The 19,102-nt window shown below is 73.6% G+C and carries 15 protein-coding genes; 4 read left to right on the top strand and 11 right to left on the bottom strand.

The genetic code is table 11. From position 1 onward, the window contains the following. The first annotated feature begins 155 nt into the window (after positions 1-155). On the top strand, positions 156-1,244 hold the full coding sequence (locus ACWEVP_RS39220) for a neutral zinc metallopeptidase (RefSeq protein ID WP_452067632.1): 1,089 nt from the start codon (positions 156-158) through the stop codon (positions 1,242-1,244). Here ACWEVP_RS39220 and ACWEVP_RS39215 read toward each other — a convergent pair. Next, a complete protein-coding gene (locus tag ACWEVP_RS39215; protein WP_452067631.1) occupies positions 1,241-2,209 on the bottom strand; it encodes an RDD family protein in 969 nt (322 codons plus the stop codon). The two genes, ACWEVP_RS39220 and ACWEVP_RS39215, sit on opposite strands and share 4 nt — an antisense overlap. Before the next feature lie 34 nt (positions 2,210-2,243). Between ACWEVP_RS39215 and ACWEVP_RS39210 the strand changes: the two genes are divergently transcribed. Continuing rightward, positions 2,244-3,251 carry a stage II sporulation protein M gene (locus ACWEVP_RS39210; protein ID WP_452067630.1) on the top strand — a complete coding sequence of 336 codons (1,008 nt, stop codon included), beginning with the start codon at positions 2,244-2,246 and terminating at the stop codon, positions 3,249-3,251. Here the strand turns inward: ACWEVP_RS39210 and ACWEVP_RS39205 are convergent. From ACWEVP_RS39205 to ACWEVP_RS39180, 6 genes are read right to left on the bottom strand one after another with little or no spacing between them, the layout of a single operon-like run. Continuing rightward, a complete protein-coding gene (locus ACWEVP_RS39205) occupies positions 3,243-3,992 on the bottom strand; it encodes a hypothetical protein (RefSeq protein ID WP_452067629.1) in 750 nt (249 codons plus the stop codon). The two genes, ACWEVP_RS39210 and ACWEVP_RS39205, sit on opposite strands and share 9 nt — an antisense overlap. A 48-nt stretch (positions 3,993-4,040) precedes the next feature. Further along, on the bottom strand, positions 4,041-5,333 hold the full coding sequence (locus tag ACWEVP_RS39200) for a DUF58 domain-containing protein (protein WP_452067628.1): 1,293 nt from the start codon (positions 5,331-5,333) through the stop codon (positions 4,041-4,043). Between the two features lies 1 nt (position 5,334). Continuing rightward, positions 5,335-6,300, bottom strand: a complete 966-nt coding sequence (locus ACWEVP_RS39195; protein ID WP_452067627.1) for an AAA family ATPase — start codon at positions 6,298-6,300, stop codon at positions 5,335-5,337. Beyond that, a complete protein-coding gene (locus ACWEVP_RS39190; protein WP_452067626.1) occupies positions 6,297-7,436 on the bottom strand; it encodes a DUF4350 domain-containing protein in 1,140 nt (379 codons plus the stop codon). Before ACWEVP_RS39190 ends, ACWEVP_RS39195 begins: the two co-directional genes overlap by 4 nt. Beyond that, complete coding sequence (locus ACWEVP_RS39185) at positions 7,433-8,074, bottom strand: DUF4129 domain-containing protein (protein WP_452067625.1); 642 nt, start codon at positions 8,072-8,074, stop codon at positions 7,433-7,435. The genes ACWEVP_RS39190 and ACWEVP_RS39185 overlap by 4 nt, the downstream gene beginning before the upstream one ends. Continuing rightward, positions 8,068-9,279 carry a hypothetical protein gene (locus ACWEVP_RS39180; RefSeq protein ID WP_452067624.1) on the bottom strand — a complete coding sequence of 404 codons (1,212 nt, stop codon included), beginning with the start codon at positions 9,277-9,279 and terminating at the stop codon, positions 8,068-8,070. The genes ACWEVP_RS39185 and ACWEVP_RS39180 overlap by 7 nt, the downstream gene beginning before the upstream one ends. A 250-nt stretch (positions 9,280-9,529) precedes the next feature. On the opposite strand from ACWEVP_RS39180, the gene ACWEVP_RS39175 reads away from it, so the two are divergent. After that, on the top strand, positions 9,530-10,546 hold the full coding sequence (locus ACWEVP_RS39175; protein WP_452067623.1) for a neutral zinc metallopeptidase: 1,017 nt from the start codon (positions 9,530-9,532) through the stop codon (positions 10,544-10,546). Here ACWEVP_RS39175 and ACWEVP_RS39170 read toward each other — a convergent pair. Together ACWEVP_RS39170 and ACWEVP_RS39165 are read right to left on the bottom strand one after the other, a co-directional pair. After that, positions 10,539-10,958: a hypothetical protein gene (locus tag ACWEVP_RS39170; RefSeq protein WP_452067708.1), complete on the bottom strand. Its 420-nt coding sequence runs from the start codon at positions 10,956-10,958 to the stop codon at positions 10,539-10,541. The genes ACWEVP_RS39175 and ACWEVP_RS39170 overlap by 8 nt on opposite strands. Positions 10,959-11,046: 88 nt before the next feature. Next, complete coding sequence (locus tag ACWEVP_RS39165; RefSeq protein ID WP_452067622.1) at positions 11,047-12,129, bottom strand: potassium channel family protein; 1,083 nt, start codon at positions 12,127-12,129, stop codon at positions 11,047-11,049. A gap of 91 nt (positions 12,130-12,220) precedes the next feature. Between ACWEVP_RS39165 and ACWEVP_RS39160 the strand changes: the two genes are divergently transcribed. Beyond that, on the top strand, positions 12,221-12,595 hold the full coding sequence (locus ACWEVP_RS39160) for a DoxX family protein (protein ID WP_452067621.1): 375 nt from the start codon (positions 12,221-12,223) through the stop codon (positions 12,593-12,595). Here ACWEVP_RS39160 and ACWEVP_RS39155 read toward each other — a convergent pair whose 3' ends face one another. Next, positions 12,596-15,835, bottom strand: coding sequence for an ATP-dependent helicase (locus ACWEVP_RS39155; protein WP_452067620.1), 3,240 nt, complete (start codon positions 15,833-15,835; stop codon positions 12,596-12,598). Beyond that, a complete protein-coding gene (locus ACWEVP_RS39150; protein ID WP_452067707.1) occupies positions 15,832-19,005 on the bottom strand; it encodes an ATP-dependent helicase in 3,174 nt (1,057 codons plus the stop codon). Before ACWEVP_RS39150 ends, ACWEVP_RS39155 begins: the two co-directional genes overlap by 4 nt. Positions 19,006-19,102 lie beyond the last annotated feature (97 nt).

Here is a 19,102-nt window from a genome sequence, read left to right as displayed (position 1 = left end):
AAGGCCCGCAAGGTCCCGTAGGCGCGCCCGGCCAACCGCCGTACCCCGGGCAACCGCCCCGAGGTCCGCAAGGCACCCAAGGCTTCCCCGCGAGCGGCCCCTACCCGCGTCCCGGCTTCCCGGCCCGCGCACCGCTTCCCCCACCGGCCGCCGCCGTGCCGCCCGTCTTCACCCCCGCCTACGCCGGGCCGCCCCCAGGCCATCCCTTCGGGCCGCGGTTCGCGCCCGGCTATCGGCCCTACGTCGCCAAGAAGTCGAACACCGGGGTCATCGTCGCCGTCGCGATCATCGGGATCGTCGCCGTGGTCGGGGGGCTCGTCGCGGCCGTCGCGCTCATCGGCGGCAACACCCGGCACGTCGCCGATGCCGGCTACTCGAGCACCTACCCCTCGGACACCTACGAAACCACCTCCGCGCGCGAAACCACCACCGCGAGCGAGACCACCGAAGAGACGACCACCAGCGAGACCACCGAGCGCACGACCCGCACGTCCGAACAACCGAGCGGCCCGCGTTCGGTCGCCGCGACCGGGAACAACCCGATGTTCGGCAGCCCCGACTACGGCCTGCAGAACATCCCCTGCTCGCTGAGCCGCTGGGCGACCGACCAGGGCAGCGCCACCCGGTTCTTCCAGTCCGGGATCGCCTGCCTCGACGCCATGTGGTCGCGCATGCTCGGCGCCGTGGACCTGCCGTTCCGGTCGCCGAAGCTGTCGGTGCCGCGGTCGCTGTCGGAATCGTCGACGCCGTGCGGCAGCGGCGGCACGACGACCGGCGTCACGCCGTTCTACTGCCCGTCGAACGACACGATCTACATGCCGATGGACCGCATCGAGATCGACGTGTGGGGCAACCACCCCGGCCCGTACCTGTCGATCCTCGCCCACGAGTACGGCCACCACGTGCAGAACCTGGCGGGCATTTCCGAGGCGTACGGCAACCAGCGCTACGACGCGGGCGCCGACTCGGCGATCGGCCTGGAGCTGTCGCGCCGGATGGAGCTCGAGGCGCAGTGCTTCTCGGGGATGTTCCTCGGTTCGGCGTCGGTGTCCGGCGGGTCGGTCGACAAGAACATCTACAACGAGGCGTGGAACGCCCAGGACCGCGGCGACGACTACGCCCGCAACGGCAAGCGCGACCACGGCAGCGCCAAGCACAACATCGCGTGGTGGCAACACGGCGCGACGAAGAACCGCAACCAGCAGTGCAACACGTGGCTTTCGGCTTCCGGAGACGTGTCCTAGCTCGGCGGGGCGAACGGGTTTTCGGCCGCCGGCGCCGGAGTGCCCGACGGCGGCGTGGCCGGCTCGGCCTCGGTCGCGGCGCCGGCCGACCACGGCGAAGAGCCACCCGTGGTCCCGGCCCCGGGCTGCGTATTCGCCGCGTACCCCGGTGACGGCGTGGCCGGGACGTTCCCGCGCGCCGCCTGCACCTGGGCCGCGTACGCCTGCATCGCCCGTGCGTGGTCGCGGTTGCGCCGCTCCGCCAGCACCGCCGCCAAGAACGCCCACGGCGGCACCCCCGGCGGCACCGGCGTGCCCAGCGCGTTGCCCACCTGCTGCGCCAGGCTCCAGCCCAGCGCGTGCGCCGCCTCCGGCGACAGCTGGCCGAAGCGGGCCAGGAACTGGCGGCTCGCCAGGGCGAGGTCGTCCGGGAGCCGGGTCAGGTCGAGCTGGGCCGCCCAGCCCTCGAGGCCCGGGGGCATGCCGATCGCCGGGTACCCCGCGCTCTCCGGGACGCGGTCGCGGATCACCAGCGTGCCCGCCAGGAAGTCGCCCACGCGGCGGCCGTCGGACGAGCACAGCGACACGATCACCGCCACCGCCCCGAAAACCCCGAGCGCCCAGAAGTCGATGACGAACCCCGCCAGCCCGCGGGTCAGGGCGTGCCGGAAGCGGATCGGCCCGCCGTCGACGCGCACCACCCGCAGCCCCACCGCCAGCTTGCCCAGCGACCGGCCGCGCGAGAGCGTCTCGAACAGCACCGGGTAGCCGACCAGGATCAGCACCAGGAACACCAGGATCAGCGTCAGCGCGAGCGATTCGTCCTCGCCCGGCACCGTGAGCGTCAGGACGAAGAACGTGCCGAGCAGCAGCGCGAACTGCACGAGGACGTCCAGCAGCATCGCCAGCGCCCGGCTGGCGAGCTTCGCGACGCGCAGGTCCAGGACGACGGCTTCCCCGGTGACCAGCTCCGATTCCTCGTGCACCAGCCCAGCGTAGCGACCGGTTAGGGTGGTCGGCGTGGATGTGGACGTCTTCGTCGCGACGCACTCGGCGGAGTGGAACCGGCTCGGCGAGCTGACCCACCGGGGCGGCAAGCTGACCGGCGCGGAGGCCGACGAGCTGGTGACGCTCTACCAGCGGACCGCGACGCACCTGTCGATCGTCCGCTCGGTCGCGCCCGACCCGGCGCTGGTGAGCCGGCTGTCCGGGCTGGTCGCCCGTGGCCGGAGCGCGATTTCCGGGTCGCACAACCCCGCGTGGCGCGAAGTCGCGCTGTTCTTCACGCGCCGCTTCCCCGCCGCCGTCTACCTTTCGCGCCGCTGGTGGCTTCCGGCCGCGCTGGTGTCGATCGCGGTGATGGCCGTGATCGCCGTCTGGGTCGCGGGCGACCCGCACGTCCGCGCGTCGCTCGGGAGCGCGGACGAACTGAACCAGCTGACGAAGCCCGGCGGCGACGCCGAGGCGTACTACTCGACGGGCCCGGCGACGTCGTTCGCGGCGCGCGTGTGGACGAACAACGCGTGGGTGGCGGCGACGTGCCTGTTCCTCGGCGTCGCGCTGGGCCTGCCGGTGATCGGCGCGCTGTGGATGAACTCGCTCAACGCGGGCGTGATCATCGGCGCGATGAGCGCGGCCGGCCGCGGCGACGTGATGATCGGTCTCCTGCTCCCCCACGGCCTCCTGGAGCTGACGGCGGTGTTCGTCGCGGCGGGGACCGGGCTGAAGCTCGGCTGGACGGTGGTCGACCCGGGCCGCCGCTCCCGCACGACGGCGCTGGCCGAGCAGGGCCGCTCGGTCGTGGTGATGGCGCTGGGGCTGGCGTGCGTGCTGTTCGTGTCGGGGATCATCGAGGCGTTCGTGACGCCGTCGGGCTGGCCGACGTGGGTCCGGGTGGGCATCGGGGTGCTGGTCGAGGTGCTGTTCCTGGGGTACGTCTTCACGCTCGGCCGGAAAGCGGCGAAGGAAGGCGAGGTCGGTGACCTCGATGCCCGCGACGCCGGGGACTTCCTGCCCGAGTCAGCATAGGCACGAGCCCTCGAAGGCGATCGACGAGCCGTCGTCCAGTCCCGCCGTTCCCACGAACCGCGCCTCGAACTCGCCCACCTCCGTCAGCACCAGTTTCGGGCTCGACGCCGTTCCGTCGGCGCCCGTCTTGACCGTCACCGTCTCCCCGCCGCCCTCGAAGGCCAACGCGTTCTTCGGCCGGGCCGCGCGCACGAAGAACGTCACCGGCACGTCCGCCGCCGGCTGGCCGTTCTCGCCGATCACCCGGACCACGAACGGCGCTCCCGGGTCCTTGGACGCCAGCCGCTGGCCGTTGCCCGACAGGATCGCCAGCGTGCGGCCGCCCGCCGCCCACGTGTTCGCGATTCCCGTCAGGGAACAGACTTCCTGGTACAGCCGGGCTCCCGCGACCGCGTCCTCCGCCGTCAGGCACCGGCCGGTCGCGAGGTTCGCGATCTCCACCAGGCCCGGCAGCCCGGCCACGCGCCGCCACGACTGGTGCTTGTCCGTGTCGGAACACGCGGCCACTTTCACCGCAAGGCCGTCGACCGGGCTCGCCGCGGTCAAGCACTGTCCACTTGAGACGTTCGTGAAGTGCTGCCCGGCGTACGTCCACTTGGCACCCGGGTCCGCCGCGTCCGCCAGCACCGGCCGGCCGGACACCACCGCGAGCGACAGCTTGCCGCCGCCGTCGGCCAGGTAGACGGGCGAGCCGTCGGGAACGGAAGCGATCGCCAGCGCCACGGCCATGAGCTTGAACATGCTTCGGGCTTAACAGGGCGAACGGACGTTCACCACCGCAGTCACCCGTCAGAGTCGCCCGGCCGCCTTCAGCGCGAGATAGCGGTCCGCCAGCGCCGGCGGCAGCTCCTCCGGGACCGCGTCCACGACGCTGACCCCGTGCCGGCCGAGGCGTTCGGTCACGCGCTGCCGCTCCGCCACCGTCCGCGACGCCGCCGCCGCGTCGTACACGGCTTCCGCGTCCTCGCGGCCGGACAGCATCTCCGCCACCCGCGGGTCCGCCACCGACGCCACGATCAGCTCGTGCCGCGCGGTCAGCGAACCCAGCACCGGGAACAACCCCTCCTCCAGGGGCGCCGCGTCGAGCCCGGTCAGCAGGACGACCAGCGCCCGGCGCCGCGTCCGCCGGAGCACCTCCGCGATCATGCCCCGCGCGTCCGTCTCGACCAGCGACGGCTCGATCGGCGCCATCGCGTTCACCAGCGACGTCAGCAAAGCCGCCCCCGACGACCCCTGCACCGCCGCCCGCAGCCGCCGGTCGTAGGCCAGCAGGTCGACGCGGTCGCCCGCGCGGGTGGCCAGCGCCGCCAGCAGCAACGCCGCGTCCATCGCCGCGTCCAGGCGCGGGGCGTCGCCGACCCGGCCCGCCGACACGCGGCCCGTGTCGAGCACCAGCACCACGTGCCGGTCGCGCTCGGGACGCCACGTCCGGACCATGACGTCCGCCGCCCGCGCCGTCGCGCGCCAGTCGATCGAGCGGACGTCGTCACCGATCACGTACTCGCGCAGCGAGTCGAACTCCGTGCCCTGCCCCCGGATCAGCACCGCGTTGCGGCCGTCGAGCTGCTGCAGCCGCGCCAGCCGCGACGGCAGGTGCTTGCGGCTGTGGAACGGCGGCAGCACGCGCACGGTCCACGGCACCTCGTGCGAACCCTGCCGCGCGGCCAGACCCAGGGGGCCCACCGACCGGACCGTCACCCGCGCCGCCGTCCGGTCGCCCCGGCGCGACGGCCGCAGCGACGTCACCAGCGCCCGCCGCTCCCCCGGCGGGACACGCAGGGCATGCCGGTCCGCGGCTCCGGCCGAAGGCGGCCACGCGTCCCGCAGCTGCCCGCGGACCGCACGGCCACCGGGGTTCGCGACGACCAGCGTCACCTCGCACGGCTCGCCGAGCCGCACCGAGGTATCACCTGACCTCTGAAATGTCAGTGGCCGAACACCCCCGGCCAGCACCAGGTCGACGACCACGAGCAGCGCGAGCACCCCGGCGACGGCGAGGATCCCGGTCGTCGACGGCACGGCCAGCCCGACCACCAGCGCGCCGAACAGCGCGAGCAGCCCGAGCCTTCCGGTGACGGCCATGTCAGCGCGGCACGGGCACGGACGCGAGCACGCGGTCGAGGACGCCGTCCGCGGTGACGCCTTCCAGCTCGGCCTCCGGCCGGACGTCCAGGCGGTGCCGCAGCGCGGGCCGCGCCAGCGCCTTGACGTCGTCGGGGGTCGCGTAGTCGCGGCCGGCGAGCCACGCCCAGGCCCGGGTCACCGCGAGCAACGCCGTGGCGCCACGGGGCGAAACGCCGATCCGCACCGACGGCAAGGACCTCGTCGCCCGGCACAGGTCGACGACGTACCCGATCACCTCGGGCCCGACCGTCACGCGCGCCACGGCCTCGCGCGCCGCCGCGAGTTCGGTGGCCCCGGCGACCGCCTTGAGGCCCGCCGCGGCGAGGTTGCGCGGGTCGAAGCCCTGCGCGTGCCGCCAGAGGATGCCGATCTCGTCCTCGCGCGACGGCGCCGGCATCGTCAGCTTGAGCAGGAACCGGTCCAGCTGCGCCTCCGGCAGCGGGTAAGTGCCCTCGTACTCCACCGGGTTCTGCGTGGCGATCACGATGAACGGGTCGGGCAGCGGCCGCGACTTGCCGTCGAGCGAGACCTGCCGCTCCTCCATCGCCTCCAGCAGCGACGACTGCGTCTTCGGTGGCGTCCGGTTGATCTCGTCGGCGAGCAGCAGGTTCGTGAACACCGGGCCCTCGCGGAAGGAGAACTCGCCGCTGTGCGCGTCGTAGACGATCGAGCCGGTGACGTCGCCGGGCATCAGGTCCGGCGTGAACTGCACGCGCGTGGTCTCGAGGTCCAGCGCCGCGGCCAGCGCCCGCACCAGCAGCGTCTTCGCCACCCCCGGGACGCCTTCGAGCAGCACGTGCCCCCGGCACAGCAGCGCCAGGATCAGCCCGGTGACGGCGGCGTCGTTGCCGACGACGGCCTTGCCGACCTCGGCGCGCAGCGCGATCAGCGCGTCACGGGCCCCGGTCGCGTTCTCGCTGGTCAAGTTCGCCCTGCCTCTCGTTCCACCCTGTCCAGTTCGCCCGCCAGCCGGACCAGCGCCGGGTCGTCCGGCACCGGCGGGCCGTAGAGCACTCCGCCGATTTCGGTCGCCGGCCGCCCGGTCCGCTCGCTCACCGACTGCACCAGCGCGGCCGCGTCGGCGTCGCGCGGCAGGCCGAGCACGGTCCGCAGCCGGGTCCGCGCCGCCTCCCGCAGCGTCTCGCCCGCGTGGTCCGCGGCCTTCGCCCGCCGGTACAGCCGGGCGCGCCCCTCCGCGGTCTCGGCCGCGCGGACGACGATCGGCAGCGGCTCGGTGACCACCGGGCCGAGCCGGCGCGCCCGCCACAGCGCCAGCAGCGCCACGGCGATGAACGCCTGCGCGGCACCGTAGTACCAGCCGTCCGGGATCAGCTCGAAGATCGACTTGCGGGTGTCGTCGAGCCCGGGGTCGGCCGTCGACGGCAGGTACCAGACCAGCGTCTTGTGCTGCCCCAGCAGGTGCAGGCCCAGCGCCGCGTTGCCGTCGTCGGCGAGCCGCGCGTTCGTCAACGGCGCCGACGAGCCGAGCAGCGTCGTCGTGCCGCCGGAGTCGGCGAGCTGCAGCAGCGTGCCGCCGCCGTCTTCGCCGGGGTAGCACGACCGCGCGCCCGGCGAGGAGTAGCCGATCCCGCCGAGCGTGACGTCGCCCGCCGCGACCGCCGCGGCGACCGTGCACTCCGGCTTCAGCGTCTTGACGTCGCTCTGGCCGACCGGCCGCACCAGCGGCAGGGAGTCGTGCAGCGTCGGCGCTCCCGGCGTCACGAGGACGACGTCGGCGGCGTGCTGCCGCAGCGCGTCGAGCCGTTTGGCCGGGACCAGGTCCGGCTGGGTGACCAGCAGGGTCGCGTCTTCGCGGACGGCCGCGTCCGCTTCGTCCATCGAGTGCGCGGCGCGGACGTCGACGCCTTGGTCGTCGAGCAGTTTCGCGAGTGCGTGCGCGCCACCGGGTTCGTACGAACCGGGCTCGAGCGCGCCGTGCGTCTGCTCCCCTTGGCCGAGCAGGAGCAGCGCGCCGGCGGCGAAGACCAGCGCGACCAGGGCGAGCGGGATGCGCACCCCGCGCCAGATCCGGCGCACGTCCGGGGAAACCGCTGTGCTCACGAGGCCGCCATCGCGACCGGGCGTTCACGGCGGCAGCGTTCGTCCAGTTCGGCCAGCGTGCGGTAGGCGGCTTCGGTGCCTTCACGGCCGCCGTAGTGGACGTCGTCGAACAGGTGCGCGCCGTGGCGCAGCTCCGCGGCGACGTTCGGCAGCAGCACCCCGGCCTCGGCGGCGGCTTCGTCGGCCGTGCGGCCGGAGCGGACGTCGAGCAGCGCGCGCTCTTCCAGGGCCCGCACAACAGCCCGGAAGCGATCGCGGACGGCGTCGTCGTACTGGCCGGCCGCGGCGGCTTCGGCGGCCGCGCGGCGGTAGTCGTCCGCGCTCCGCCGCTTCCCGCCGAAGACGACCCGGCCGGCCCGCGACGCGCGGGCGATCTTGCCGGTGCGCACCCGGACCACCACGACGAGCACGATCACCACCACGAGGACCAGCAGCACGCCGAAGATCCCGCCCGGGACCACGTTCGACACGCCGTTCAGCAGCTTTCCGAGCTGCTCGGCGAGCCACTGCCCGAACTCCTGCACCGCGCTCGGCCGGGCGGCCTGGTACCTCGGGTCCGACAGTTCCTCCGTCGCCGCGCGCCGGGCATCGTCCCGGTCGATGTCGACCGGGACGTCCTTCAGCAGCAGCGTCACCATGCCTGCGGCGGCTGCACCCCGGCCGCGCGGGCCAGCTCGATGTCCATGCCCTCGCGGCGCATCCGCTGGTCGAGGTAGACGATCACGGTGACCAGCGCGACGAACGGCGTGGCGATGGTGCCGGAGATGATCTGGCCCACCGACTGCAGGAGCAGGTCACCGGTGCCGGGCACGACCACCTTCGACGGGTTGAACATCCCGCTGAACAGGCCGCTGCCGACGCTGAACGGCAGCTGGACGATGCTGCTGACCAGCCACTCGATCAAGCCGGCCAGCAGCAGGATGCCGAACACCCGCCAGAACGCGCCCTTGACCAGGGTGGCCGACCGCGAGAACGCCTGGCGGAAGGTGCCGCGCTCCAGCACGAGCGCCGGGCTGGCCAGCGCCCAGAACACGTACGCGGCGATACCGGGGACGAAGCACAGCAGCGCGCCGATGGTCGTGGCGAGCGAATAGACGAGCCCGACGCCCAGCAGCGGCAGCACCCGCGGCTGCACTTCGCGCCAGGCGATGCCGAACGTGACTTCGCGGCCCAGGGCCGCCCGGCCCATCACCGCGGCCAGCAGACCGTTCGCCAGCGTCGTCAGCAACGTGGCGAGCAGGGTGGTCGGCAGCAGGGCGAGGAGCACGTCGCCGAGCGTTCCGAACACGGCGTTGCGCAGCTCCTCCTCCGTCGCGCCCGGGCCGAGCTCGGCGGTCGTGGCCAGGGTCTGCAGGTCGTCGAGGACGAACTTCTGCACGACGAACGTGATCGCGGCGGTGACCACCGCCAGCACCGCGCCGATGCCGAGGATGAGCAGCGGGTGGCGGCGGATCGTGGTGATCGCGCCGTCGAGGATGTCGCCGATGTTGAGCGGCCGCAGCGCGATCACGCCCGGCTTGCCGAGCCCGTGCGGGCTCCAGGGCCGCTGCTGCTGATACGGCGGAACCTGCTGGTACTGGGGCGCACCCCACTGCGGTTGCTGCCCGCCGTACGGGGGCTGCTGCCCGGCGGCCGGGCGCTCCCAGCCCGGCGGCGTCGCCGGTCCCGGGCTCGCCTGGGCGTCCGGCGGCTGCCACCCGCGCGGCGGCGTCGCCGGTGACGCGGAGTGGTCTTCGGCGGGCTTCGGATCACCCGTTCCGGGGGGCGTTGCCCGAGGGATGCCCTGGCTGGGTGTCGGCGTGTCGTCGCCCTTGTCGCCGGGCGCGCCACCGGTGTCTGTCATCGAAGCCCCTCGCCTGCAGTACCTGCTTGCCCACACTCTTTCAGAGCCCGTGGCACCCGGCCAGACCTGGGGTGACGTCCGTCCGCGGTGACGCGGTGCGCACGGACGGGTGCGAGAGGCCCCGTTCCCCCGATATGCTGAATGGCGGGATCGGGTACCCCCGGTCCGTACCGAGACCCTTCGGGACTGCCCAGTGACGCAACCGCCCCACGGCCGGATACCGCCTCGCGGGACCGTCCAGCCGCCGCCGGTGCCGGATGCACAACCGGATCTTCCCTGGCTGGGCCGCCCCCACACCGTCTCCGCCCCGCGACGCCGGTCCCCGGCGGCCGTGATCGGCGTGTGCCTCGGGGCCGTGGCCGTGCTGGTGCTCGGGCTGGTCGCGATCGTGGCCCTGAACCGCGGCGAAACGCCGCAGGCCAACGCGAACTTCCGTGACGCGCCGACCTCCCAGGACGTCCCCTCGCAGCTGCCCGGCGGCGCGGGTGCCCCGGCGTCGGCGTCGAGCCCGTCGGCCGAGCTGTCGACGCCCAGCCCGACCGGCCCGCAGAAGATCCTCAAGCTGGCCGACCACCCGATCCTGCAGGACCCGAACGCCGGGCTGCAGAACCGCGTCTGCAACCTCCCCGCCTGGCAGAGCACCCAGGACGGCGCGGAGGCGTTCTTCACCGCCGCGAGCAAGTGCCTCGACGCCGCGTGGGGCCCGTTCCTCGAGGCCTACCACCTGCCGTTCACGCCGCCGGCGCTGCACTTCCCGACCGGCGCGAGCTTCGAGACCGAATGCGGCACCATCCAGGTCGGCATCGCGACCGCCGCCTACTACTGCGAAAACAACCTGTACGTCCCGTTCCGCGGGCTGCAGACCGACCAGTACGGCAACAACCCCGGCGTCTACCTGGCCTTGTTCGCCCACGAGTACGGCCACCACGTGCAGGAGGTCGCCGGGCTGATGGACGCGGCCTGGCAGAAGATCTACGAGGCCGGCCAGAACAGCCCGGCCGGGCTGGAGATGTCGCGGCGCAAGGAACTGCAGGCCCAGTGCTTCTCGGGCATGTTCCTCGGCGCGCACGTCGACCAGGGCGGCACGATCAGCCGGGACATGTACAACAAGGCGTGGAACGACCAGGAGACCCGCGGCGACAACACCTCCCGCAGCCACGACCACGGGACGAACGCGCACTACGCGTCGTGGTGGCGGGCGGGGGCGACGAGCAACCGGATCGCCGACTGCAACACCTTCGCGGCGCCGTCGTCGGAGGTCAGCTAGCCGGTTTGGGCCGCAGCGGGATGCTCAGCCAGAGGTAGACGAACATCCCGCCGGAGAAGCAGGCGAACACCAGCAGGAACAGGCCGATCGGGCGCCGCGCGTCCGACGCGCCGGCCGACGTGTCCGCGGCCCGGACGGTCACCGTCCCCTGGTCCGGCAGCACTTCCGGGACGCCGACTTCGACGCGCTCGCCCTGCCCGTGCCCGCAGCCGTTCAGCGTGCCCTCGTGCGTCTTGCCCGCGACGCTGAACTTCACGGTCTCGACCGCGTCCGGCCGGTCGCACGGCGCGGGCTTGGTGACCTCGGCCGTCACCGGGGCGCCCAGGTCGTCGTTCGAGATGCCCAGCAACCCGGGCCCGGCCAGCCAGGCCAGCAGCACGACGAGCACGCCCGCCGCGGCGGGGATCGCCACCGTGGGCCACTTCAGGGCGAGGGATCGCGGGGGCACCTCGCCATGGTTCCAGATCCGCCGGGCAAAACCCAGGTGCCCCTGTCCGACCTCAGCGCTGCTCTATTTTGTCCGCCTGCGTCACCTTCTTGACGTAAAGGAGCTTGTCGCCGGGTTCGATCGCGTCGGCCTGCGGGGCGTCGACGCGGTATAGGACGCCGTCGCGGACCAGGCCGAGCACCAGGTCGGAGAGGTGCCGCGGCGAACCGCCCTCTTCGGACGGCTCGACCGGCCGCTCGGCGATCGCCAGGCCCGACTCGGGCGTGAGCAGGTCCTCCATGATGTCCACGACCAGCGGCGTCGACGTGGCCATGCCGAGCAGCCGCCCGGCCGTCTCGCTGGAGACGACGACCTGGTCGGCGCCCGACTGCTTGAGCAGGTGGACGTTCTCCGCCTCCCGCACCGACGCCACGATGTGCGCCTTGGGCGCCAGCTCGCGGGCGGTGAGCGTGACGAGCACCGCCGTGTCGTCCCGGTTCGGGGCGACGACGACCGCGCGGGCGTGCTGCACCGCGGCGACGCGCAGGACGTCGGACCGGGTGGCCGAGCCGTGCACGGCGACCAGGCCGAGCGCGCTCGCCGCGTCGAGAGCGGCCTGGTCGGTGTCGACGACGACGATCTGGCCCGGGGCGACGTTCTCGTCGCCGAGCAGCGCGTTGACGGCGGACCGGCCCTTGGTGCCGAACCCGACGACGACCGTGTGGTCGCGCACCTTCGTCCTCCACTTCTGGATCTTGAACGCCTGCCGGGAGCGCTCGGTGAGCACCTCCAGGGTGGTCCCGACCAGGACGATGAGGAAGAGCACCCGCAGCGGGGTGATCACCAGCACGTTCACCAGCCGGGCCGACGACGTGGCCGGCGCGATGTCGCCGTAGCCGGTCGTCGACAGCGAGACGGTGGCGTAGTACAGGCTGTCCAGCAGGGACAGGCCGTCGCCGTTGGCGTCGCGGTAGCCGTCGCGGTCGACGTACACGATGATCACCGTGGCCAGCAGGGCGAGCAGGGCACCGATGATCCGCTTCAGGATGGAGCGCATCGGGCTGACCGTCAGCTCGGGCATGCGCAGGACGCCGACGAGCTCGTGGTCCGGCCGATCGGTGAGACTGCCCAGCGGCAACCGCTTCAGGGCCTTCATGCACCCGCTCCCAGCGGCGGGTGTCGAGCGTCACTCACGCCCGGAGGATAGCCGAACGGAGTACTCCGCCGCCGCGTGGAACGATCAGGTCATGGCAGATTCACAACGGCCCGCGCACTTCCTGGCCGGTGTGCTGGGCACGATGGGCGTCCTGCACTTCGCGGTCCCGAAGCCGTTCGACGGCCTGATCCCGGCTTCGCTGCCGGGGTCGAGGCGGGCGTGGACGTACGGCTCGGGCGTCGCCGAGCTGGCGGTCGGGGTCGCGGTGGCCGTTCCCCGCACCCGGCGCCTGGGCGGCCTGGCGGCGGCGCTGCTGTTCCTGGGAGTGTTCCCCGGGAACGTGAAGATGGCGGTGGACGCTTCTTCCCGGAAGGCCCCGGCGCCGCGGCGCGCGATCGCGTGGGCCCGCTTGCCGCTGCAGTGGCCGCTGATCAGCTGGGCGCTGAAGGTCCGCGACCGGGCCTGATCACGCCTCCGGGATGTCCCGCAGCAGCCGCCGGAGGCCTTCGGGGTCCAGGAGGTCGGCCGGGCGGATCGTGCGGTTCGCCCGGACGTAGTGGAACGCTGCGCGGACCTGCTCCACCGGGACGTTCTTCAACGCCGCCCACGCCATCCGGTAGGCCGCCAGCTGCACCGCCAGCGCCGGCTGCCGCGACTCCGCCGGCACCGAGCCGGTCTTCCAGTCGACCACCGTCCAGCCGCCGTCCGGGTCGGCGAACACCGCGTCCATCCGGCCGCGCAGGGTGATGCCCTCGACGTCCGCCGTGAACGACACCTCCACCGCGTGCGGCACCCGCGTGGCCCACTCGCTCTTCTCGAACTCCTCCTGCAGCTCCTCGAAGTCCGCGTCGGGGGCCTCACCGAAGTCGGCCGCGCCGGGGAGGTCGTCGATCTCGATGAGCTGGTCGCCGGAAAACCGGCGCTCCAGCCAGCCGTGGAACTCCGTGCCGCGGCGGGCGAAGCTGTTGGGCTCCATCGGGAGGGGGCGGCGCAGGTCCGCCGCCAGCTTGCCCGCGTCGTCGGCCAGCGAGACCAGCTGGCTCACCGTCAGCCGCGACGGCAGCGGGACCCGGTGGACGTGGTCGTCCTTGCGCGCCCACTCTTCGAGCAGGACGTCGGTGTCGGTCAGCCAGCCGTCCGGATCGTCCTCTTCGGACTCTTCCTCGTCCACAGCGGACATCGCTTCGGACACCAGCTCCACGCCGGTCTGCACGCCGGTGCGGCGGTCGGCCAGCGGGTCGACCGGCCAGCGCCCCTTCCGCGAGTCCGACACCAGCGGGTTCTCGTCCTCCTTGTCCGGCTCCGGCGCCCACTCGGCGAGCTGACCCACGCTCGTCTCGCGAAGGACGTCGCCGATCTCCGTCAGGAACTCCGACGGCCCCTTGTACCGGCTGCTGCTCTCGTTCCACCAGTGCCCGGACACGATCAGCGCGTGTTCCGACCGCGTCAGCGCGACGTAGCAGAGCCGCCGCTCCTCCGCCTGCTCCCGCTCGACGAACCCGGCTTCGTGCAGTTCCAGTCCTTCTTGCACTTCCTTGCGGTCGTAGCCTTCGGCGATCCGCAGCTCCGGCAGGTCCTGCGAGTCACCGCGCAACGCGGCGGGCAGCGACGTCGCGGTCCGCAGCCACGACGACGAGCGCCGCCGGCCCGGGAAGACGTCCTGCACCAGGTGCGGGACGGCGACGACCTCCCATTCCAGGCCCTTCGCCGAGTGCACGGTCAGCACCTGCACCCGGTCCGGCACGACCTCGACCTCTCCCGGGGTCAGCCCGTCTTCGGCGTGCGCGGCGGTGTTCAGGTAGTCCACAAAGGACAACAACGTGGCCGTCGGCGCCGTTTCGGCGTAGTCGGTGACGACTTCGGCGAACGCGTCCAGGTGCGCGCGCCCGGCGGATCCCGGGCGCGCCAGCGATTCGACGTCGAGGAGCATCGTGCGTTCGACGTCGGCGACCAGCTCCGGCAGCGACTGGTCGAGCCGCCGCCGCAGCGCCGCGAGCTCCCAGCCGATCCGCCGGATCCGCTTGTACCCCTCTTCGGAGTACCGCTCCGGCGCACCCGGCTCGTCGATCGCGTCGATCAGCCCGGCCTGTTCGACGCGTTCCACGACCAGTTCCGGCTCGTCCGTCGCCTTCTCCGGGCTGGAGAGTTCGCCGGCCCGCCGCCACAGCGCGGCGACGTCGGCCGCCGCGAGCCGCCAGCGCGCGCCGGTGAGCAGGCGGGCCGCCGCGCTGCCGGACAACGGGTCGGCGAGCACCTTCAGCGTCGACACGAGGTCCGCGACCTCGGGCTCGTCGAGCAGCCCGCCGAGCCCGACGACCTCGACCGGCAGCCCGCGCGCCCGCAGTTCGGCGGCGATCGGCGCCATGTCGGCGCGGCGCCGCACGAGCACGGCGGCCGTCGGCGGCTTCCCGGTCTCTTCCTGTTGGGTGTGCCACCGGCGAGCCATCGCGTCGGCCACCCACTCGCGCTCGGCGCGGATGTCCGGCAGCAGCGCGGCCGCGATGTCCGCGGGACCGGCGCCTTCGCGGGCACGCAGCCGTTCGACGCCGAGACCGCGCGCCCGCAGCGGTTCGGCGATCGCGTTGGCGAGGTCGAGGATTTCCGGCGGGTTGCGGAAGCTCGTCAGCAGGCCGAATTCGTGCGCGGGAACGAGCTTGTCCCCGTCGTGGCGCGGGAAGTCCGTGGTGAAGCGGGGCAGGTTGGCCGCGCTGGCCCCGCGCCAGCCGTAGATGGCCTGCGCGGGGTCGCCGACCGCGGTGACCGGCATCGGCGGGTTCTCGACGCCGCCGAACAGCGCCCGCAGCAGGACGCGCTGGGCGTGCCCGGTGTCCTGGTACTCGTCGAGCAGGACGGCGCCGAAGCGCTCGCGTTCGCCGCGCACGACCGAGGGGTAGCCGCTCGCGAGCTGGGCGGCCAGCGACATCTGGTCGGCGAAGTCGAGCGCGCCTTCGTTGCGCTTGCGGCGGTGGTAGTCCTCGACGAGCGGCAGCAGCGCGAGCCGGAAGTGCTGCGCGGCCATGATTTCGGTGAGCTTCTGCGGCAGGGCGGCCCGCTGCCCCTTGGCGCGTGGGGCGTTCTCGATGACGCGGCACATCCACGTCGTGTACTCGGCGAGCTCCTCGACCGAGATGAGGTGCTCGCCCAGTTCGCCGGCCAGCTGCAGGAGGTCCGCGGTGACGGTGGGCGGCACGCGGTCGGTGTCGAGTTCGTTGTCCCAGGTGGACACCACGCGGTGCGCGATCTGCCACGACGACGTTTCCGACAGCAGCCGGACGCCGGGCTGGACCGGGAGGCGGAGGCCGTGTTCGGACAGCAGCCGCCCGGCGTAGGCGTGGTAGGTGAGGACGGTCGGCTCGCCGGCGACCACAGTGGACCGCAGGCCGCCGCTGGGGTCGAGCCGGTCGAGCAGCCCCGAGCCGGCCAGGCGCCGCAGCCGCGCGCGGACGCGTTCGCCGAGCTGGCGCGCGGCTTTGCGGGTGAAGGTGAGGCCGAGGACGCGGTCGGGGCTGACGATCCCGTTGGCCACGAGCCAGACCACGCGCGCGGCCATGGTCTCGGTCTTCCCGGCACCGGCGCCGGCGACGACCAGCGAGGGTTCGACGGGCGCGGCGATCACCGTGGCCTGCTCAGGGGTGGGTCGGTGCAGCCCGAGTGCGTCGGCGAGTTCGGCGGGCTCGACGGGGTTGGCGATGACGAGCGGGCTCACGGGCCTGGCACCTGCCTGCCCTCGGGCCGCAGCGGGCAGCACCCGCGGGCCGGGCAGCGGTCGCAGTCCGGGTTCTCCTGGGCCTGGTAGTCCGGCCCCGCCGCCGAAGCCGCCGCGTCGCGGACCAGCTCCAGCCACTGCTTGCCACCCACCTCGTCCAGCGGCGGCTGGGACCGCTCGGTCGCCCCCGTCCTGGTGTTCGCCTTGGCGACGTACACCAGCCGCGCGCCGCCGGGCTCGTTGCTGCCCTTGATCGCGCCCAGCAGCACCGCCAGCTGGTAGGCCGCCAGCTGCGGGTGCGCCTCGGCGTCCGCGCCCGACACCGGGACCTTGCCCGTCTTGATGTCGACGATCACCGGCCGCCCGTCGGCGTCCAGCTCCACCCGGTCGACCCGCCCGCGCAGCAGCACCCGGACCTCGTCCTCGCCGCCGGCCGGCAGCTCGACCTCGATGTCCTGCTCGACGCCCGCCGCCTTCAGCTCGGCCCGGCTGCGCTCCAGCCACGTCACGAAGTTCTGCAGCATCTGCTCGACCCGCCGCCGCTCCCGCCGGGAGAACCACGGCGCCCCGGCGTCGACGCGCACCCACGCCTCGTCCAGCGCCGCCTGCAGCTCGGCGTCCGTCCGCCCCGACGCCACCGCCTGCGCCAGCCCGTGCACCAGTGTCCCGGTGACCGCGGCGAGCTGCGCCGGGTCGGAGCCGCCGTGGCGCTCGATCATCCAGCGCAGCGGGCACTTCGTCAGGATTTCCACTGTGGACGGTGAGATCCGGACCAGGTCGCCGGGTCGGTGCACCGGCTCGTCGGTCGACGCCGGCAGCAGGCCGTACCAGGTGGACGGGTGCGCGCCGGGCACCTTCGCGTCCGCCAGCCGCGCCAGCTGCCTGGCCGCGCGCCGCCGCCGCACGGGGTCGGCCTTGTCGTCGCAGACGACCTCGCGCAGCTCCCCCACCAGCTCGGCCAGCACCAGCGACCGGCCCGGCGGCTTCATCCGCGAGTCGAGCCCGCCGTCGTCGGCGCCGTTCTCCTCGAGGTCGTCGAGGAACCGCGACGGCTGTTCGTCCTCTCCGGACACCGCCGTGACGAGCAGCGTCTGCTTCGCCCGGCTCATCGCCAGGTAGAACAGCCGCCGCTCTTCCGCCAGGATCGGCGCGGTCGCGGAGACGGCGTCGTCGTCCACACCGGACATCAGGTCCTTCAGCCGTTCCACGCCCAGCACGGATCCGCGCAGCCGCAGGTCCGGCCACGCTCCCTCCTGGACACCGGCGACGGCGACGACCGTCCACTCGCGACCCGCCGCCGCGTGCGCGGTGAGCAGCGAGACGCCGTCCGAGGGCACGGCCGCCGGCGCCAGCGTGTCGCCCGCGATCTGTTGCGCCCCCAGGTAATCCGCGAAGGACGCGACGCTCGCGCGGGGCAGCCGGTCGACGTACCGGCCGGCGGCGTCGAACAGCGCCACGACGGCGTCGAGGTCGCGGTCGGCCTGCGCGCCCAGCGATCCCCCGCGTTCGACCTGCTTCAGCAGCTTCTCCTGCAGCCGGCTTTCGGTCCACAGCCGCCACAGCACCTGCTCGACGCCGTCGCCGCGCGCCACGGCCTGGTGCGTGACGCGCAGCAGCCCGCCGACGCGCCGCACCGGCTCGGCCTCGGCGTCGGCGAGCCCGGCGAGGATATCCCCGCCGCGCAAGGCTTCGACGAGCAGTTCGTCGCTCGACCGCTGCCCGCCGCCGGCCAGTTCCAGCCGCCGCAGGCCGCGGCGCAGCCGCCGCAGCGCCAGCGGATCCGCGCCGCCGAGCGCCGACGACAGCAGCATCTCGGCGAGGTCGACATCGAGGAGTTCGGGCGCGGGCGCGAGCTTCAGCACGGCCAGCAGCGGCCGCACCGCGGGCTGGCGCGCCAGCGGCAGTTCTTCGGTCGCCGACCCGATCGGGACGCCGGCGGCGCGCAAAGCGCGTTGCAGCACCAGGAAAGTCCGGGCCGGCGACCGGACGAGCACCGCGATCTCCGACCACGGCACGCCGTCGACGAGGTGCGCGCGGCGGAGCTGGTCGGCGATCCAGCTCGCTTCGGCGGCCGGGGTGGGCATCACGCGGACCCGCACGTTCCCGCCGGTCGCTCCCCGGGGCGGGACGATCTTCCGGTGCGGCGACGCGCCCGGGAGCGTCGCGCCGATCTTCGCCACGGCCAGGCGGACCGCCGGGGCGAGCCGGTGCGACGTCGTGAGCGTGACGGTCCGGCTGCCGTCCGGGTCGGCGTCGGCGAACAGGCTCGCGTCCGCGCCGCGGAAGGAGTACACGTTCTGGTCGGGGTCGCCGGCGACGACGAACTCCGCCGCGGTGTGCCCGATCACCCGGACCAGGCTGGTCTGCAGCGGGTCGAGGTGGTGGGCGTCGTCGACGAACAGGTGCCGCACGCGGGTGCGCTCGCGCTCGCGCAGCTCGTCGTCGTCCTCGAGGGCGAGCAGCGCGGAGGTGACCAGCTCGGCGGCGTCCAGGGCGGGCGCGCTCGCCACGCCGAGCGCGTTGCCGCCCGCGCCCTGCAGCTGCGTGACCTCTTCGTACTGCGCCCAGAACTGCCCGGCGGCGACCCATTCCTCGCGGCCGCGGCGGCGGCCCAGCTCGGCGAGGTCCTCCGGGCCCAGCCCGCGCTCGGCGGCGCGCATCAGCAGGTCGCGCAGCTCCTCGGCGAACCCCGGCACCATCAGCGCCGGCCGCAGCTGCTCGGGCCAGTACCCGGCCCCCTCGTCGAGGTCGCCGGCCAGCAGCTCGCGGACGACGACGTCCTGCTCGGCGCCGGCGAGCAGCCGCGGCGGCGGGAGCTGCTCGGCCATCGCCTCCAGCCGCAGCAGCGAGTAGGCGTACGAGTGGACCGTGCGGACGAGGGGTTCGCGGACGGTCCGCGGCAGCGGCCGCGCCTGCTCGGGGTCGAAGGTGAGCCGGCGGGTGATGTCGGCGCGTAGCGCGTCCGCGGCCTTGCGGGACGTGGTGAGCACCAGCACGCTCTCCGGGTCGGCCCCCTCGGCGATGCGGCGGGTGGCGGCCGACGCGAGCAGCGCCGTCTTGCCGGTGCCGGGGCCGCCGAGCACGCGGCGGAACCCCCCGGGCGCGGAGAGCACGCGCCGGGCACCGTCGTCCCAGGTGAACGTGGGTGCGCCGGTGATCGGCGGGCGCACCAGCCGCGCGTCCGCCCGCCCCGTTCGCCTCGCGTTCACCCAGCGATGGAACCACGCCCGCTCACCCGGGTGGCGCACCGGCACGCCTTAACGACGG

Source organism: Amycolatopsis sp. NPDC003865 (assembly GCF_053605345.1).
This window is presented reverse-complemented; position numbering and strand designations above follow the sequence as displayed.

Excerpts from the sequence above, each read along its gene's own strand:
- ACWEVP_RS39205 (WP_452067629.1), bottom strand. The coding sequence starts at position 3,992 with ATGTTCAAGCTCATGGCCGTGGCGCTGGCGATCGCTTCCGTTCCCGAC.
- ACWEVP_RS39200 (WP_452067628.1), bottom strand. The coding sequence starts at position 5,333 with ATGGCCGTCACCGGAAGGCTCGGGCTGCTCGCGCTGTTCGGCGCGCTG.
- ACWEVP_RS39185 (WP_452067625.1), bottom strand. The coding sequence starts at position 8,074 with ATGGTGACGCTGCTGCTGAAGGACGTCCCGGTCGACATCGACCGGGAC.
- ACWEVP_RS39180 (WP_452067624.1), bottom strand. The coding sequence starts at position 9,279 with ATGACAGACACCGGTGGCGCGCCCGGCGACAAGGGCGACGACACGCCG.
- ACWEVP_RS39165 (WP_452067622.1), bottom strand. The coding sequence starts at position 12,129 with ATGAAGGCCCTGAAGCGGTTGCCGCTGGGCAGTCTCACCGATCGGCCG.
- ACWEVP_RS39160 (WP_452067621.1), top strand. The coding sequence starts at position 12,221 with ATGGCAGATTCACAACGGCCCGCGCACTTCCTGGCCGGTGTGCTGGGC.